Below are 15876 nucleotides of genomic sequence, written 5' to 3' on the forward strand. Positions count from 1 at the left end.
GGAATGAGCCATACAAAGTGAGGTCCGTTTAAACACACCGGCGTAAACACAGGAGTTTGCAAGACCAATGAAGTGATGGAACTTTGTCAGCCCTAAAACCAAGACGCCCCGTGCTTTGTCCTGAACGCTTGCTGTTCGAGTTGCGGAATGGGACTTGGTTGGTGGAAACCATCAGGGCCAGCGGCCATGTGCGTCGCGCGAATAGGCCGAACACAAGACTGCTTCTGACAAATCCAAATCATCAAATAGGACTTGCAAAAAGGGAGCCATCCACACAGGACAAAGCTGCCGTTTGTTGCCCTACGACCAACGTCGGCTTTCCGGTCATGGAAGGCTTAGTCGCGGTCTGACACACTGCTTTGATAGCGGTCTAGCTCTTCAATCAACTTCTGACCGTTTGGAACGCTTTCACGCTCAGAAAACTCACTCCAAACGGTGCCGAACGGCATGTCCTTGAACTCTTCTGTCAGCGTTAATCGTGTTGTGAAGTCCAGGTTCGTTTCGGCGGTTTTCAGAACCTCCGTCGGCATCAATAGCGCGCGCAACAGTGCTTTTTGCATATTACGGGTTCCAATGACCCACGCGGCAGTCCGGCTGATGGTCGCGTCAAAGAAATCGAGCCCGATGTGGGTGCGATCCAGCAAATCCGCGCTGACAAGTTCTTGTGCCATTTGAAGGATATCGTCGCTCAGCAAGATCACGTGGTCGCTGTCCCAGCGCATAGGGCGCGAAACGTGCAGCAGGATTTCGTCCAGCGAAAGGGCGACGGAACTGAGCTTGTCTGCGATGTTTTCCGTTGGGTGGAAATGCCCCATATCAAGGCATAGCGACGTCCCTTTGCGGATCGCATACCCCATGTAGAATTCATGGCTGCCGACCGTGCAGGCCTCCACACCGATCCCAAATAGTTTGCTTTCTACGGCATCCAGCATCTGCGCCTTGTCTTGTGGTGACGCCAGCATCGCATCCAGTGATGCCTCCAGCCGCGCGCGGGCAGACATCCGGTCAATCGGGGTGTCTTTGTAGCCGTCAGGCACCCAGATGTTGTTCACACAGGGCGAGCCCAGCGCCGCACCCATTTGTGCGGCAATCTCTCGGGACCGACGGCCATGTTCGATCCAGAAATCGCGAATGCCCTCATCAGGATGGCTGAGGGTCAAGTTGTCGTCTGCTTTTGCGTGAGCAAAGAAGGTTGGATTGAAATCGAGCCCGAGCTTCTGATCACGGGCCCAGTCAACCCAAGGTGCGAAATGCTGATACTCAATCTCATCTCGATCAGGGTTTGCATCGGTATCAAGATACATTGCATGCAGGTTCAACCGGTGATTTCCAGGGATCATTGCATAGGCGAATTCCAGATCGGCGCGCAATTCGTCCGGTGTGCGGGCACGTCCGGGATGATTTCCAGTCGCCTGAATACCTCCCCCCGAGGATCCGGACTTTTGTTCGAACCCCACTACATCGTCGCCCTGCCAGCAATGCATCGAGATGGGAATGGTCTTTAATCGGTCCAGTGCCGCTTCAGTATCGACACCCCAGTCGGCAAATGCCGCCTTCGCTGTTTCATAGCTCATTGCCGGTTCCTATCGCGTAAAGGCTTGGACGTTACCGGCATCAACATTGATGATGTTGCCAGTTGATTTGGACGACGTATCAGCTGCAAAGAAATAGCAGGCTTCGGCAATATCCTCGGGCAGAACCGAACGCTTGAGCATGGATCGCTGGCGATACATCTCTTCCAGTCCATCTTTGTCCGTGCCGTAGGTCCCAGCACGTTGTTCGAGCCAGTCCCCTTCCCAGATCTTTGAGCCGCGCAGAACCGCATCAGGATTGACCACATTTACGCGAATGCCTGCTTCAGCACCTTCCAGTGCAAGGCACCTTGCCAGATGGATTTCCGACGCCTTGGCAGTGCAATAGGCGGCGGCATTGGGCGAGGCCGCGAGGCCATTCTTGGAGCCAACAAAGACGACCGAGCCACCCATGTCCTGCACCCGCATCAGTTTGAACGCTTCGCGGCTGACCAAAAAATACCCCGTCGACAGGATATCCATGTTCTTGTTCCAAAGTGCGAGCGAAGTGTCTTCGATCGGCGCTGAAGACGCGATGCCAGCATTGGAGACCAGAATATCCACCCCGCCGAACTCGACAGCGGCGTCTGCAAAGGCGGCGGCAACCGCATCTTCGCTGGTGACATCCATGCGAACCCTGCGCACGACGTCTTTGCCATAAGTGCCGGCAAGATTTTCCTGAGTAGAGGCGAGGGCCTCTTCGTTTATGTCTGCCAACACGACGCAGGCGCCTTCGGACAGATAACGCTTCGCCGTGGCAGCGCCGATGCCACCAGCACCACCAGTGACAAGGGCGACCCGGCCAGCGAGTGATTTAGGTTTGGGCATGCGCTGTAGTTTTGCTTCCTCCAGCAGCCAATATTCGATGTCAAAGGCCTCCTGTTCGGGCAGGCCCTGGTATTCGCTGACAGCAGAGGCGCCGCGCATCACGTTGATCGCATTGACGTAAAACTCGCCCGAAATGCGCGCAGTCGCTTTGTCTTTGGCAAAGGTGATCATCCCGACACCGGGCACCAGATAAACAACCGCGTTTGGGTCGCGCAGTGCTGGACTGTCATCGTGCTTGCAGCGCTCATAGTAGGCTGCATAGTCCTTGCGGTAGGCGTCAACCTGATCCGGCAACCCTTCCAGAACAGCGTCAATATTACTGGTAGCGGGATCAAATGGCACCACAAGTGGGCGGATTTTGGTGCGCAAAAAGTGGTCGGGGCAAGACGTGCCCAAAGCCGCAAGCGGTTCCATGTTCCGCGCATTTACGAATTCGAGAACAGCATCGCTGTCATTGAAATGACCGACCATGTGCTGATTGCCTGACACGAAACCACGGATGGCAGGCATCAGTCGGGCTGCGATCGCGCGCCGCTCGTTGACAGGTTGACTGTCATGCACAGGCCCGCCAAAGGGGGCGACCCCGTCACTGCGATCTGCCAGCCATTTGGTGGCCACGTTGATGACGTCGATGGTCTGGTCATAACAGTCTTTGGCCGTATCAGCCCAAGTGAACAGCCCATGGCTTTCCAGCACAACACCGTCAGCATCCGGGTTTTCCAGACAGAACTTTTCCAACCAAAGACCCAGTTCATACCCGGGCTTTTTCCAGGGCAGCCAGCCTATGCGGTCACCAAAAATCTCTTGCGTGAGTTCCTTGGAGTTTGTCGACGCGGCAATCGCGATAATGGCATCGGCGTGCACATGGTCCACATGTTTGCGCGGCACGTAGGCGTGGAGCGGAGTGTCGATGGAAGCGGCCCGAGGATTCAGTTTATATGTGCAGTGCGGCAGATACCCCACCATCTCATCTTCAAACTCCACACCACGGTAAAGCGACTTCAGCGCCTGCAACTTGTCCATGTAGAGCGTAGAAAAGCCATCCATCTTGATCGAACCGATGTCGCCACCTGATCCTTTGACCCACAACACTTCGACGTTGTCACCGGTTAGTGGGTCAACTTCCATCACTTTGGCTGATGTGTTGCCACCGCCATAATTGGTCACACGCTTGTCCGAACCCAGGATGTTAGAGCGATAAAGCAATAGTTCTGATTCGCTCATGCCTTGAGCCGCATCGTCATCCCATCGGCTTTCAAGAAGCTGAGTTTGCACTGTTTTCAACATGTTTCCTCCCGGTTGGCTTTACGAGCCCATCATTAATCTTCGCTACAAGGCTGATTGGAGTGCGGCGGTTTGTCAATCATAAACGGTCAAAACCGATCATGCTGCACCGCAATATGATTGCTAATGATCGAAACTGATTGACAGGTGCGGCGAATCTCGACAGTTTGTCGGATCAGGGAGGCCAGCAATGCACGAGAAAGAACGCCATACGATCATTCTGTCTGCGGTCGAAGAGCGGCCCGTTGTGACCGTGGTTGACCTTTGCAATCTGACTGGCGCGTCGGAGGCGACGATCCGGCGTGATATCGCAACGCTGGATCAGGACAAGCTGCTGCGCCGGGTGCGTGGCGGTGCTGAAGCTTTAAGCCCGCCGCAGTTTGTTGGCCTTGCCGGACGTCCGTTTTCGGTCAATGAGGCCATGCGTATCGACGAAAAGCAGGCCATCGCTGCCGCCGCCGTCGACCTGTGTGAAGATGGCGATGCGATCATCATCAATGGTGGCACGACGACATTTCAGATGGTGCACCCGCTGGCCAGCCGTCGGCTGCAGGTCTTCACCAACTCTTTTCCGATTGCCGAGCATCTGCTCAAGCATTCCAAGAATACCATCATGCTGTCGGGTGGCACGATCTATCGTGAACAGAACATCATTCTTTCGCCATTCGACAACGACGTGACACGGAATTTTTGTGCTCGGCGCATGTTCATGGGCGCGCAAGGGTTGGGACCACTTGGGCTGATGGAAGCGGATCCCTTGCTGATCCAAGCTGAGCAAAAATTGATCGGGCAGGCAGACGAGCTTGTCGTTCTGGCTGACAGCACAAAGTTCGAGCAACGCTCAAGCCTCGTTTTGTGCCCGTTGAACCGGATCACAACCGTCATCACCGATGACCAGATAACAGACAAAGCGGCCTCGATGCTCGAAGCCGCCGAAGTGACGCTGATCGTTACCCAGTCAGGGGGCGCTCAGAAAAACGTGGCCTCTTGATCGGGGCATTACCAGCGAACGTACTTTAGGGAGGAAACCAATGAAACGTCGCACTTTCACTACACTCACCGCAGGCCTCAGCCTTGCAGCAAGCCTGTTCGGCACCACAGCAATGGCGCAGGACGATATGCGTATCGCGCTGGTCGTAAAGGCCCTCGGCATCGGCTTCTTTGAAGCGGCTGCAGAAGGCGCCCAAGAGGCTGCTGATGAACTTGGCGGTGTCGAGATCATCTATACCGGCCCCACCGATACAACCGCTGAAGGCCAGATTGAGGTGATCAACTCGCTCATCGCTCAGGGCGTGGACGCAATCGCGGTATCGGCAAACGATACCGACGCGCTTGTGCCGACACTGAAAAAGGCCATGCAACGGGGTATCACGGTTATCTCATGGGACTCAGGCGTCGCAGATGAGGGTCGTCAGATGCACCTCAACCCATCCTCCAACGCGCTGATCGGCAACATGATCATCAAACTGGCCGCTGATCACCTGCCCGATGGCGGGGACGTGGCGGTGCTTTCGGCTACGACCACGTCAACGAACCAGAACATCTGGATCGAAGAGATGACCAAGGTGATGGGCAACTATCCCGGCATCAACGTCGTCTCGACCGTCTATGGTGACGACCTTGCCGACAAGTCCTATCGCGAAGCGACAGGTCTCATGCAGTCTTATCCCGACCTCGACGCGATCATCGCACCGACATCTGTCGGCATCGTGGCTGCTGCACAGGCCGTTGTCGACGCTGGCAAAGTGGGTGAAGTCAACGTCACCGGCCTTGGTCTGCCGTCCGAAATGGCAGGTGCTATCGAGAGTGGTGCGTCACAGTCCTTTGCGATCTGGAACCCAATCGATCTTGGATACTCCGCAGCAATGATTGCCCATGCGCTGGTCTCCGGTGCGGCAACGGCAGAGCCCGGTGCCGAAATCTCGATTGGTCGGGTCGGCACCATCACTTTGGATGAAAGCAATTCGGCTGCCATGGCAGATCCGTTCATCTACGATGCGTCCAACATCGATCAGTTCAAATCGATCTTCTGATCAACTGACGCGATCACTGGCGCGGCCCAATCGGCCGCGCCGACATCCCCCATCTGAACAAGTCGAGACCTGAAATGCTGAAAAAATCAGACAGCGCGATACCGTCTGAAGGTTCGACTGTGCAGACAGCAATTCTTGCGCTCGACGGGATTACGAAAACCTTTCCGGGCGTCAAAGCCTTGTCCGAGGTCTCGCTGCACCTGATACCGGGCAAAGTCACCGCTTTGATCGGTGAAAACGGCGCTGGTAAATCCACAGTCGTAAAGATCCTTACAGGCATCTATCAACCTGACGGCGGCGCCATTCTGGTCGATGGGCAGCCCACAACCTTTCCCGCACCGCAGGCCGCCGCTGACAACGGCGTGACCGCGATCCATCAGGAAACGGTACTTTTTGATGAACTGTCAGTGGCAGAAAACATTTTTCTGGGCCATGCCCCGCGCGGGGCGTTTGGCCTGATAGACCGAAAGACGATGAACCAGAAGGCGGGTGAAATCCTTGACGGTGTGGGTGCCAAGATTGAGCCCGATCACAAGCTCAAGGATCTCGGCATCGCCAACAAGCATCTGGTGGCCATTGCCCGCGCCCTGTCGATTGATGCCCGCGTTGTCATCATGGATGAACCAACAGCGGCACTGTCACACAAGGAAATCGAAGAGCTTTACGAGCTTGTTGAAAGCCTAAAGGCGCAAGGAAAGGCTATCCTGTTTATCAGCCACAAGTTTGACGAGATTTTCCGGATCGCTGACAACTACACAGTATTTCGCGACGGACAATTGATCGGTGATGGCGCGATTGCTGATGTGACTGAGGCTGACCTCGTCAAGATGATGGTAGGCCGCGATGTCAGCCAAATCTTTCCGCAGCGCACGCCCAATCCGGGCGACGACATTCTAAAAGTTGCAGGCTACAGCCATCCAACAGAGTTCGAGGACATTGGGTTCACCCTGCGCACGGGCGAAATCCTTGGCTTTTACGGTCTCGTTGGGGCGGGTCGGTCCGAGTTTATGCAAGCGCTGTTTGGCATGACGCGCCCCTCAGCCGGCACCGTTGAAATTGATGGAGCGTCCGTCCAGATCAAATCCCCTGCTGATGCTGTCGATCATGGCATCGTCTACGTGCCCGAAGACCGCGGGAAGCAGGGTGCGATACTTGATCTGCCAATCTTTCAGAACGTCACGCTGCCCTCTTTGGGGCGGCTTTCCAAAAACGGGTTTCTGAAGCTGGCCGAAGAATTCAAGCTGGCGCGCGAATATACCGAGCGACTGGATCTGCGCGCCGCGTCTTTGGACACACACGTTGGTAACCTATCCGGCGGCAACCAGCAAAAAGTCGTCATCGCAAAATGGCTGGCGACACAACCCAAGGTGATCATTCTCGATGAGCCAACCAAAGGCGTCGACATCGGCTCCAAGGCTGCGGTGCACGAATTCATGGCTGAACTTGCCGCGCAAGGGCTCGCGGTGATCATGGTCAGTTCCGAGATCCCGGAAATTCTGGGGATGTCCGACCGCGTTATCGTGATGCGCGAAGGCCGTATGGTTGCTGAATTGTCTGATAAAGACCTGCAACCCGAAACGCTTGTCCGCCACGCCGCCGGTATCTGAGGGGAACACAGCATGCTGAAACGACTGATCACATCGCGCGAGGCCCTTCTGGTCGGAGCCATTGTCCTGTTGCTGGCGCTTATCTCGTCGCGCTTTCCGGGCTTCATAACACCAGCCAATCTGGCAAACGTATTCAATGACACGTCGCCACTGATCCTTTTGGCCATCGGTCAGATGATCGTGATCCTGACCAAATGCATCGACCTGAGTGTCGCGGCCAATCTGGCGCTAACGGGCATGGTGGTGTCCATGGTCAATGTTGCTGCCCCGGGACTTCCGATTATCGTTATCCTTGTCATAGCAATCGGCCTTGGCACCCTTTTGGGCATGATCAACGGCGTATTGGTGTGGAAGCTGGCCATCCCGCCAATCGTGGTCACGTTGGGCACGATGACCATTTTTCGGGGGATCATCTTTGTCATTTCGGACGGGAAATGGGTCAACAGCCACGAGATGAGCCCGGCGTTCAAAGCGTTCCCGCGCACCGAATTGCTCGGGTTGCCGGTCTTGGGTTGGATCGCAATTCTGGCTGTAATTGTGTTCACCATCGTGATGACACGCACCACTCTGGGCCGGGCGTTTTATGCGGCTGGCGGCAATCCACATGCAGCCACCTATGCCGGGATCAACGTGGGCAAGACGCAATTCTGGGCCTTTACGATCTCCGGCGCGCTCGCGGGTTTGACGGGGTATCTCTGGGTATCGCGCTTTGCCGTGTCCTACGTTGATATCGCCGGGGGGTTTGAGCTGGACGTGGTCGCCGCCTGCGTGATCGGCGGCGTGTCCATCATGGGGGGCATCGGTACTGTGGCAGGTGCGCTGCTGGGAGCCTTGTTCCTAGGCATCATCAAAAACGCATTGCCCGTCGTCGACATCTCTCCCTTCTGGCAATTGGCCATCTCCGGTGGCGCGATCATCGTCGCTGTGGCGCTGAACGCGCAGGCCAATCGAGAAAAAGGACGCATAATTCTCAAACGCGCGGAGCAGGCATCATGAGCACCACCGAACGCATCATCCCTGACCGCCTGCGCTCGCCGCTAGAACAAAGGCTAAAAAGCTGGGAAACACTTCTTTTACTGGTGGCCATCGGCATCTTTATCGCCAACAGCCTTGCATCGCCCTACTTCCTCAACGCGTGGAACCTCAGTGACGCGACCTTTAACTTTACCGAAAAAGCGATGATTGCCTTTGCCATGGCGCTGCTCATCATATCCGGAGAGATCGACCTGTCCGTGGCTTCGATTATCGCGCTGGCCTCGACCGCGATGGGCGCGGCTGTGCAGATGGGCGTTGGCACACCGGGCCTCGTGATGATCGGACTTGGCGTTGGGCTACTTTGTGGTGCCTTCAATGGTGTGCTCGTGACCCGTTTGGGTTTGCCGTCTATCGTGGTGACGATCGGCACGATGAGCCTGTTTCGCGGCATCAGTTACATCGTATTGGGCGACCAGGCATTTCGTGGCTATCCGGCCAGCTTCTCTTGGTTTGGTCAGGGCTATGTCTGGTGGGTGATCTCGTTTGAATTCGTGCTCTTTGCGATCATCGCTGTGATTTACGCAGTCCTGTTGCACAAGACCAACTTTGGCCGCGCAGTCTATGCAATTGGCAACAACGCGACGGGTGCCATGTTCTCCGGCATACGGGTGCAGCGGGTAAAATTCATCCTGTTCTTGCTCACTGGCCTGATGTCCGGCGTCGCCGCCATCTGCCTGACGGCACGGCTCGGCTCAACCCGGCCGTCCATCGCGACAGGCTGGGAGCTTGAGATCGTGACAATGGTTGTACTGGGCGGCGTCAGCATCTTGGGTGGTTCTGGTACGATTGTTGGGGTTGTCATCGCGGCCTTCGTGATGGGGTTGGTCACGTTTGGACTGGGGCTGCTGAACGTGCCCGGCATCGTCATGTCCATCGTAATTGGCGCGCTTTTGATCGGGGTCATCGCCCTGCCGCGCCTTTGGTCCATGTGGCGGGCGCGGTGATGGAAAAATACGCCTTCAAGATGCGCCTGAACCCCGGATGTCGCGCAGAGTATATCAAACGGCATGACGAGATCTGGCCAGAGCTTGTGACACTCCTCAAGGATGCGGGCGTCACGGATTATTCGATCCATCTGGATGCAGACACCAACACCCTTTTCGGGGTCCTGTGGCGACAGGACGGGCGCAGCATGGACGCGTTGCCCGATCACCCGGTCATGCAAAAGTGGTGGGCACATATGGCAGACATCATGGAAACGCACGCTGGCAACGAACCGGTTGCAACGCCACTAGAAACCGTTTTCCACATGCCATGACACATCACGTCGCGGTCATAGACATCGGAAAGACCAACGCAAAACTTGTGCTGGTCGACAGGGAAAGCCTGACCGAGATTGTGGTGATCACCCGCCCAAACACCGTCCTGCCGGGGCCGCCATGGCCGCATTTCGACGTGGAGGGGCATTGGGCCTTTCTGCTCAAGGGCCTGCGCAGCTTTCATGCAGCGCACGGCATTGACGCGATTTCCATCACCACCCACGGTGCCTGTGCCGCGCTGCTCGATAGCAGTGGATATCTCGCGGCACCCATCCTCGATTACGAGTTTGCCGGGCCGGATGAGTCGGCTGACGACTACGACGCCATCCGCCCCCCTTTTTCCGAAACAGGATCACCACGACTGGCGGGCGGGTTAAACATCGGCGCGCAACTGTTTTGGCAGTTTCAGGTCGATCCGGATTTGAAGGCAAAAACCGACCAGATCGTGACCTATCCACAGTTCTGGGGCGCAAAGCTGACGGGCAACACCGCCATGGATGTCACGTCACTTGGGTGCCACACGGACCTTTGGAACCCGCACAAGGGCGACTTTTCGTCATTGGTGGACAGGCTCGGCATCTCGGACAAACTGTCACCCGTTCGCAAGCCGTCAGAGGTTCTAGGCCCGATCCTGCCGACAATCGCAGAACAGACCGGCTTGCCGCCCGGTACGCCCGTTTATTGCGGCATCCACGATTCCAACGCTTCGCTTCTGCCTTACGTCCTTTCGCAAACACCCCCGTTTAGTGTCGTTTCGACGGGAACATGGGTGATTGCGATGTCAATCGGTGGCAATTCTGTTCAGCTTGATCCCAATCTTGACACTTTGATTAACGTCACCGCCCTTGGCGATCCGGCACCGTCTGCACGCTTCATGGGGGGTCGCGAACACGACCTTGCCACGGGTGGCACTTGTCCTGAGCCAACGCCTCAGGATGTGCGCGATGTTCTGACGGAAGGGATCATGCTGATGCCCGCCGTCGTCGAAGATACCGGGCCATTCCGGGGGTATCCTTCGGGTTGGCTGGGGCCTGAACCAAACGTCGGCACCGGCACAAGAGTGGCCGCAGTGGCGGTTTACCTGGCACTGGTGACGGCGGAATGCCTTTCCAACATTGGCCACAAGGATACGATTGTTGTTGAAGGTCCATTCGCAAACAATCAGCTGTATCTTGAAATGCTGGCCGTCGCAGCGGCTTCAAAAGTCTATGGAGCTGCTGGCAGCACTGGCACGAGTGCGGGCGCGGCCATGTTGGTGAGGGGCAAGACGGATGTACTCGCGCAAGAAACCCTATCATTGATCAACTCGGACATTGGCGAGTCACTGGAGGCCTACGCGTCTCATTGGCGTCAGACCGTGCAAAATCGTCACCGACAGCAATAGTCCTCGATGATGGTATGCAAGTGGTCCAGAAGAGAATGACGCCCGTTTCGGCAGACTGGCGGTGCAACCAGTTTTTCATTTGTTCCTGCACTGTGAAAATTGCCGGACAATTAGCGGCGGTTTAGCCCGAAACCGCTGGAGCAAATGCCAGTGGATTGCAGTTGGCCGTCATTAAATGGCCGCGCAATAATTGTAACTTGGGCTCGAGCGGTCTTTCACTGCGGAACGCACTCAAGGTCAGAGATGGGTGCAAAGCAACTTTTCGCCGCAAAACGTGCCGAGGGCTGCGTTACCCCAATCACTCGCTTTGAGTTTAATGGGTCCAGAGCCTGGGCGCCGGGAGATTTGCTCGGCGGTCGGTTAAGAACTGAAAAAGGTTCGTGCCTAGATCATTTTGGGAACAGGTAAGTCACAATAAGACGGAGGCCAAAGTCTTCAGGCCCGTTTTCGGGGCTTTCAGCCCAATACCTGACGCCACCAGTAATCTGGACCGGCTGGTCTCCGATGGTTAGCACCTTACCGACGAGAAAGTTGATGGGAACGCTCCATTGGCTTTCATCCCAGTTGTAGATCGCCTCTGTGTTGACCGTGAAACTAACTGCTTTTTTCGTCGTGTAGGATAAAAATGGCTGGAGGAAGGTGTTGTTAATATCTGTGTCGCCACTCACGTCCCACAAATGGTTGGCCAGCGCGCCGAACGTCCATGGCCCCGTCTGTTTCAGCGCGACAGCCGTCGGACCGATGGCCCATTGATCCTCACCGAACTGATCATCTGTTGACGTCGGGAACTGGATTACCGGACCTGCGCCCCATATCCAGCCGCCACGTGTCGGCGCTTTGGGCGAGAAAAACAAGCTTTGCAGCACATTCCCGACACCGAATTCCGTGTCGCCGGGCACAAGACCATCACCATAGCTGAGCGGGACGATTGTGCGCGAGATCAGGTTCCAGTTTTCACCGATACTAAAGGGAATGACCGGCTGGACATTGAGTACGGTCTTTTTTCCGCTTCCATCCGGCCCGAACCCTTCATCGTAGTTCAACTGGAACGGTAAACTGATGAGCGATGCGATTGGGTTGCTCAGTTGCTTTGCAAGCTCTTCCGCTGATTGGGCAAATGCACTCGTTGCTGCCATGCCGCAGATGGCCAAGCCTCCCAAGGCTCCAGAAATGCATTTCATGCTGCGCTCCAAACCGATTGCTCTCTCTTGAACCTTTGTGCAATGCGGCGCGCCGGTCAAGCGTCGCACGTGCCGCAGGCATCGTTTGGGCGTTCAGTCTGCGCGGCCTTTCACCCGATTGCGTCCCGCCACCCAAACTTCGGCGCGAACCCCACAAGCCTTTTTGCCTTGGCGTTGGAATAGAACGTCTCGTGCGCGCCCATCTCTGCCACCTGAATGCCTTCGTAATACCGCGCCATGATGTCATCCGTTTCCAGCGCCACCGAGGTGTCGTCGTTGGCGACGTTGAACACCTCATAGCCCAGCCCGTCTGTGTCGAGGCAGCATTGCACCATGTGCCCCAGATCGCGCGCATCAATATAGCCAAAGATGTTGCGCAGACGCAGGTCTGGGTTTTCGATATAGGCGGGAAAGTCGGTTTCGTATTCGTGCGGCTCGATCACATTGTTGATCCTGAGCCCGTAGATATCCGCGCCCGAACGGCGCTGGAAACTGCGTGCTGTGACTTCGTTGCAGACCTTGGACATGGCATAGCTGTCTTCCGGGATAACCGGGTGGTCTTCGTCAACCGGCAGGTAGTCCGGCTTGCGTGTACCGTCCGCGAAACACACCCCGTAAGTGGTTTCGGATGAGGCAAAGATGATCTTGCGCACCCCGGTCTTAAGGGCCGCATCGATCACATTGTACGTGCCAAGCGTATTGACCCGGTAGCATTCAGCGTCCCCGGTGACGAGAATGCGTGGGACGGCAGCGAAATGAACAACGGCGTCGAATTTAGGAACCCCGGTCCCGGGCAGCAGGTCGTCAAAGCCCGCAATACTGGTAAGCGCGTCATAGACCTGCCCAAGGTCCGTCATGTCGCCAAGGCGGTCGTCCACCCCGTCAAGCCCCAGTGGCACACGGTCGAAATTCACAATCCGGTGCCCTTGGTCGCGGAGGTATTCGCAGGCGTGTCGTCCGGCCTTGCCCGAACCGCCAGTAAAGAGGATGCGCATGTGTGATACCCTTTCGTTTTTCGCCACTCTAAAGGGCAGCGTGGATGTGGACCAGCGCTGCAAGCATTTGGTTCAGAACCTATGTAAGCTGACCAAAAGCGATCACCCCATGTGGACCAGACAAAGAACCGTTCTGCGGGGCTGACTGGACCTTCGCTTCGCATTGCCTGAACGGCTGCCTCGCGGACGAAACGGACTGACGCGGGCGCAGCAAAATTCGGATCGTACAGTCGGATACGGAGGAACTGTTAAATGAGTACTGATGCTATTCCCCTTGAACCAGATATTCTCAGGTGGCCAAAAATCGAAAATCAAATGAGATTTTTGCGCAAGCTAGCTTTGAATGGCCAACACCGAAAGCGCGCCAGCCGCAACTAAATGCGACTGGCGCGGGTCACAATTTACAAGATCAGGAAATCCGACGCTTTCTGAGGAAACCGATCATCGCAACGCCAGCCAGCAGGAGCGGCGCACCGGCTGGCAAAGGCACCGGAGAGACTGGTGCGGCGACGCTGGCCAGACGCAGGGTGAAGTTGGTGTTCGTTTGGCCTGTTAGATCATCCGTCCACCCCATAAATGTGTCAGCCAACGTGATCCCGAAATTGAGGTTCAGGTTGGCGAGATCTTCGATGTTTGGTTCGGTACTGACCGTAGCACCTTGATCGGTGAAATACGCAATAGCGACCGCTTCATTGGCAAAGGTCATTGGGTCGAGCAGAATGCTAACTGCTGTACCAGCAGTCGGATCTACGTCATCAAGAGGGTCCCCCGGGTTCGGCAACGTGGCGATGTCACGAAGCGCTTCCCACGTTCCATCCTCAAGCTCCCACGCCATGACGAGGGCGTCCGTTGCCTCATCATTGTCGTTGTCCCACAACAGACCGGCGGGTGCCATTTCCCGCGACAGCCAGTTGCCGAACAGGTCTTCGTAGCCTCGACCATCGTTTAGTTCGGTAAGAATACTCTCATAGAACCCGTCGCTCGCGATCGAATCCTCAGAAAACAGGACATTGAAACCGGAGCGTCCATTGTTAAAAAACCCATCCAAGTCGGCGTTTTGGGTGGGTGCATCGCCGAACAGGCCGAATGGATACTGCGTGAAAGCATCCAGATTCTCAGGCCCAAGAGTCAGACCCGTTGCAAAGCTCAATCCGTCGCCTGCGGTCGATGCTTCGAAGTCAGCCCCTACGCCGAACCCCAACTATAGTTCGAAGGACTCAAGCTCAAGTCCGGTCAGGTTCACGGCACGGCCAAACACCTGATAGGTATTTGTGCCGGGTGTCGCGAAACTACCGTCAGTGTTCATACCACCCTGCGTGCCGGCAGCAGCCGGATCGACGTTGAATACGAGATCGACCGCACCTGTTTCTGTCAGTTGCAGTTTAAACCGGTTGCCGGTTTGATATCCCGTTGCGCAGTCTGTTCCGCCAACTTCCGCGCGAATACAGCCGTCAAATGTACCCGCACCCGATGCGTAAAAATCATTTAGAGCGGTTAAGCCCGGAGTTTGGGCTTCCGGGGCAGCGTAAGCGATCTGACCGTTCGAGTCTGTACTGTTGTTATCCACAAAAATGGTGCTGACTTCGGTCTCGCCGTCGGCAGGCACTCCACCTACTGCGACATTGCCTAGGTTCCAAGTCCCTAGTGTCGTTGCCGAAACTGGCAAAGCTGCCGAAAGTCCGACGATTGCACTTGTTAGAAACGTCTTCCTCATGCTTTTCCCTCTTTAAAGTTGGTCGTCTGAGCATGCTTCTGGCGGTCTCTTCGTTACCAACACCGAACATTCATTACCTGGGGAGGCAGACTTAAGAGTCACACTCAGACACAATCATATATACATTATATTGAATGCGTTGAGTTGACTTACATCAAATTCATTCATCTTTTTGAATGTAGAAGCTAGAAATTCATCTGTTTGGTCTAATGAAGTTAAACTTGAACAGCGTCCCAACTGCCGACATTACGCGCTTTGCTTTCCAGTCTGCGTTTGCTTCGGGCTCAAAGCCGACGCTCTCTTCAGTGTGCCCAAAGGTCCGCCATAGAGGTTTGTTAGTATCCATCCATAAGGCCAGCCCCTACTATCCGAAACATGGATGATCTGCCCCGCCTCGCCTTGTCTGTCCGCCAGCCCTCCGCGTGGGCGATCATTGCCGGTCACAAGCCGATCGAGAACCGGTCATTGGGGTCCATCCGCGCTGGGCGGATGGGTCCGGGACGGATTGCCCTGCATGCTGCCCTAGGCCTGAAAGAAGACGAGTTTCGTTATCTGCATTGGCGATTGGGTGAGCATGGCGTGCAATGCCCGCATCCGCTGGATTTACCGCGCGGCTGCATCATCGGGTCCGTCGAGGTGACAGGCGTGATAACAGAGTCTGATAGTGAATGGTTTGGCGGTCAGGCAGGTTTGACATTGAAGGATCCTGTCCCGTGCGCACCGATCCCCTGTGCGGGCGCACTCGGTTACTTCGAATGGGCGCGCGGTGGTACACTGGCACCCCCAACGAAGTGGATGAAGAATTGGGGGACCCCCGGAGCAGGCGCTGCGAGTGATCTCTTTCCAGAAGCCCCAATTGCCTTTGAACGTCCGCCGAAAAAGCCTTGGGGATAGCCCGTTTCTGCGCGCTTTCCATTTACCGCATTCTGCTGTAGACGCGCGACATCTGAAAGCATGGCGCCCGGACCTCAGCGCCCGCAAAAGA

General features: G+C 56.0%; 12 protein-coding genes and 1 pseudogene. 8 read left to right on the plus strand and 5 right to left on the minus strand.

Annotation, left to right across the window (positions count from 1 at the left end; genetic code table 11):
- Positions 1-335: 335 nt before the first annotated feature.
- Together DHN60_RS14600 and DHN60_RS14605 are read right to left on the minus strand one after the other, a co-directional pair.
- Positions 336-1574, minus strand: coding sequence for an L-rhamnose isomerase (locus DHN60_RS14600; protein WP_108838070.1), 1239 nt, complete (start codon positions 1572-1574; stop codon positions 336-338).
- A 9-nt stretch (positions 1575-1583) separates the two neighbouring features.
- Positions 1584-3686, minus strand: coding sequence for a bifunctional rhamnulose-1-phosphate aldolase/short-chain dehydrogenase (locus DHN60_RS14605; RefSeq protein ID WP_108838071.1), 2103 nt, complete (start codon positions 3684-3686; stop codon positions 1584-1586).
- Positions 3687-3873: 187 nt separating this feature from the next.
- Here DHN60_RS14605 and DHN60_RS14610 point away from each other — a divergent pair, with 187 nt between their 5' ends.
- The 7 genes from DHN60_RS14610 (at position 3874) to DHN60_RS14640 (ending at position 11001) form a co-directional block, all read left to right on the plus strand.
- Positions 3874-4674, plus strand: coding sequence for a DeoR/GlpR family DNA-binding transcription regulator (locus tag DHN60_RS14610; protein ID WP_108838072.1), 801 nt, complete (start codon positions 3874-3876; stop codon positions 4672-4674).
- A 40-nt stretch (positions 4675-4714) separates the two neighbouring features.
- Positions 4715-5716: a rhamnose ABC transporter substrate-binding protein gene (gene rhaS / locus DHN60_RS14615; RefSeq protein ID WP_108838073.1), complete on the plus strand. Its 1002-nt coding sequence runs from the start codon at positions 4715-4717 to the stop codon at positions 5714-5716.
- Positions 5717-5790: 74 nt separating this feature from the next.
- Positions 5791-7323 carry a sugar ABC transporter ATP-binding protein gene (locus DHN60_RS14620; protein WP_108838074.1) on the plus strand — a complete coding sequence of 511 codons (1533 nt, stop codon included), beginning with the start codon at positions 5791-5793 and terminating at the stop codon, positions 7321-7323.
- 12 nt (positions 7324-7335) lie between these two features.
- Positions 7336-8319: an ABC transporter permease gene (locus DHN60_RS14625; RefSeq protein ID WP_199913683.1), complete on the plus strand. Its 984-nt coding sequence runs from the start codon at positions 7336-7338 to the stop codon at positions 8317-8319.
- Positions 8316-9302, plus strand: coding sequence for an ABC transporter permease (locus DHN60_RS14630; RefSeq protein ID WP_108838075.1), 987 nt, complete (start codon positions 8316-8318; stop codon positions 9300-9302). The genes DHN60_RS14625 and DHN60_RS14630 overlap by 4 nt, the downstream gene beginning before the upstream one ends.
- Complete coding sequence (rhaM, locus tag DHN60_RS14635; protein WP_199913684.1) at positions 9302-9616, plus strand: L-rhamnose mutarotase; 315 nt, start codon at positions 9302-9304, stop codon at positions 9614-9616. The genes DHN60_RS14630 and rhaM overlap by 1 nt, the downstream gene beginning before the upstream one ends.
- Complete coding sequence (locus DHN60_RS14640; protein WP_108838076.1) at positions 9613-11001, plus strand: FGGY-family carbohydrate kinase; 1389 nt, start codon at positions 9613-9615, stop codon at positions 10999-11001. Before rhaM ends, DHN60_RS14640 begins: the two co-directional genes overlap by 4 nt.
- A 389-nt stretch (positions 11002-11390) precedes the next feature.
- Here the strand turns inward: DHN60_RS14640 and DHN60_RS14645 are convergent, their stop codons facing one another.
- The 3 genes and pseudogenes from DHN60_RS14645 to DHN60_RS22680 form a co-directional block, all read right to left on the minus strand.
- Positions 11391-12242, minus strand: coding sequence for a transporter (locus DHN60_RS14645; protein ID WP_234423649.1), 852 nt, complete (start codon positions 12240-12242; stop codon positions 11391-11393).
- 50 nt (positions 12243-12292) lie between these two features.
- Positions 12293-13177: an NAD(P)-dependent oxidoreductase gene (locus tag DHN60_RS14650; RefSeq protein ID WP_108838078.1), complete on the minus strand. Its 885-nt coding sequence runs from the start codon at positions 13175-13177 to the stop codon at positions 12293-12295.
- 409 nt (positions 13178-13586) lie between these two features.
- Positions 13587-14891, minus strand: a pseudogene (locus tag DHN60_RS22680) (choice-of-anchor F family protein).
- Positions 14892-15266: 375 nt separating this feature from the next.
- Here DHN60_RS22680 and DHN60_RS14665 point away from each other — a divergent pair.
- Entirely contained in the window at positions 15267-15785 is a 519-nt protein-coding gene (locus tag DHN60_RS14665) for a hypothetical protein (RefSeq protein WP_108838081.1), read from the plus strand.
- Positions 15786-15876: the final 91 nt, after the last annotated feature.

The organism is Tateyamaria sp. Alg231-49, assembly GCF_900143535.1.
Lineage (GTDB): Bacteria > Pseudomonadota > Alphaproteobacteria > Rhodobacterales > Rhodobacteraceae > Tateyamaria.

What these genes read in the sequence shown, in the direction of transcription:
- DHN60_RS14600 (WP_108838070.1), bottom strand. Translation starts at nt 1,574, where the DNA reads ATGAGCTATGAAACAGCGAAGGCGGCATTTGCCGACTGGGGTGTCGAT.
- DHN60_RS14605 (WP_108838071.1), bottom strand. Translation starts at nt 3,686, where the DNA reads ATGTTGAAAACAGTGCAAACTCAGCTTCTTGAAAGCCGATGGGATGAC.
- DHN60_RS14610 (WP_108838072.1), top strand. Translation starts at nt 3,874, where the DNA reads ATGCACGAGAAAGAACGCCATACGATCATTCTGTCTGCGGTCGAAGAG.
- rhaS (WP_108838073.1), top strand. Translation starts at nt 4,715, where the DNA reads ATGAAACGTCGCACTTTCACTACACTCACCGCAGGCCTCAGCCTTGCA.
- DHN60_RS14620 (WP_108838074.1), top strand. Translation starts at nt 5,791, where the DNA reads ATGCTGAAAAAATCAGACAGCGCGATACCGTCTGAAGGTTCGACTGTG.
- DHN60_RS14625 (WP_199913683.1), top strand. Translation starts at nt 7,336, where the DNA reads ATGCTGAAACGACTGATCACATCGCGCGAGGCCCTTCTGGTCGGAGCC.
- DHN60_RS14630 (WP_108838075.1), top strand. Translation starts at nt 8,316, where the DNA reads ATGAGCACCACCGAACGCATCATCCCTGACCGCCTGCGCTCGCCGCTA.
- rhaM (WP_199913684.1), top strand. Translation starts at nt 9,302, where the DNA reads ATGGAAAAATACGCCTTCAAGATGCGCCTGAACCCCGGATGTCGCGCA.
- DHN60_RS14640 (WP_108838076.1), top strand. Translation starts at nt 9,613, where the DNA reads ATGACACATCACGTCGCGGTCATAGACATCGGAAAGACCAACGCAAAA.
- DHN60_RS14650 (WP_108838078.1), bottom strand. Translation starts at nt 13,177, where the DNA reads ATGCGCATCCTCTTTACTGGCGGTTCGGGCAAGGCCGGACGACACGCC.
- DHN60_RS14665 (WP_108838081.1), top strand. Translation starts at nt 15,267, where the DNA reads ATGGATGATCTGCCCCGCCTCGCCTTGTCTGTCCGCCAGCCCTCCGCG.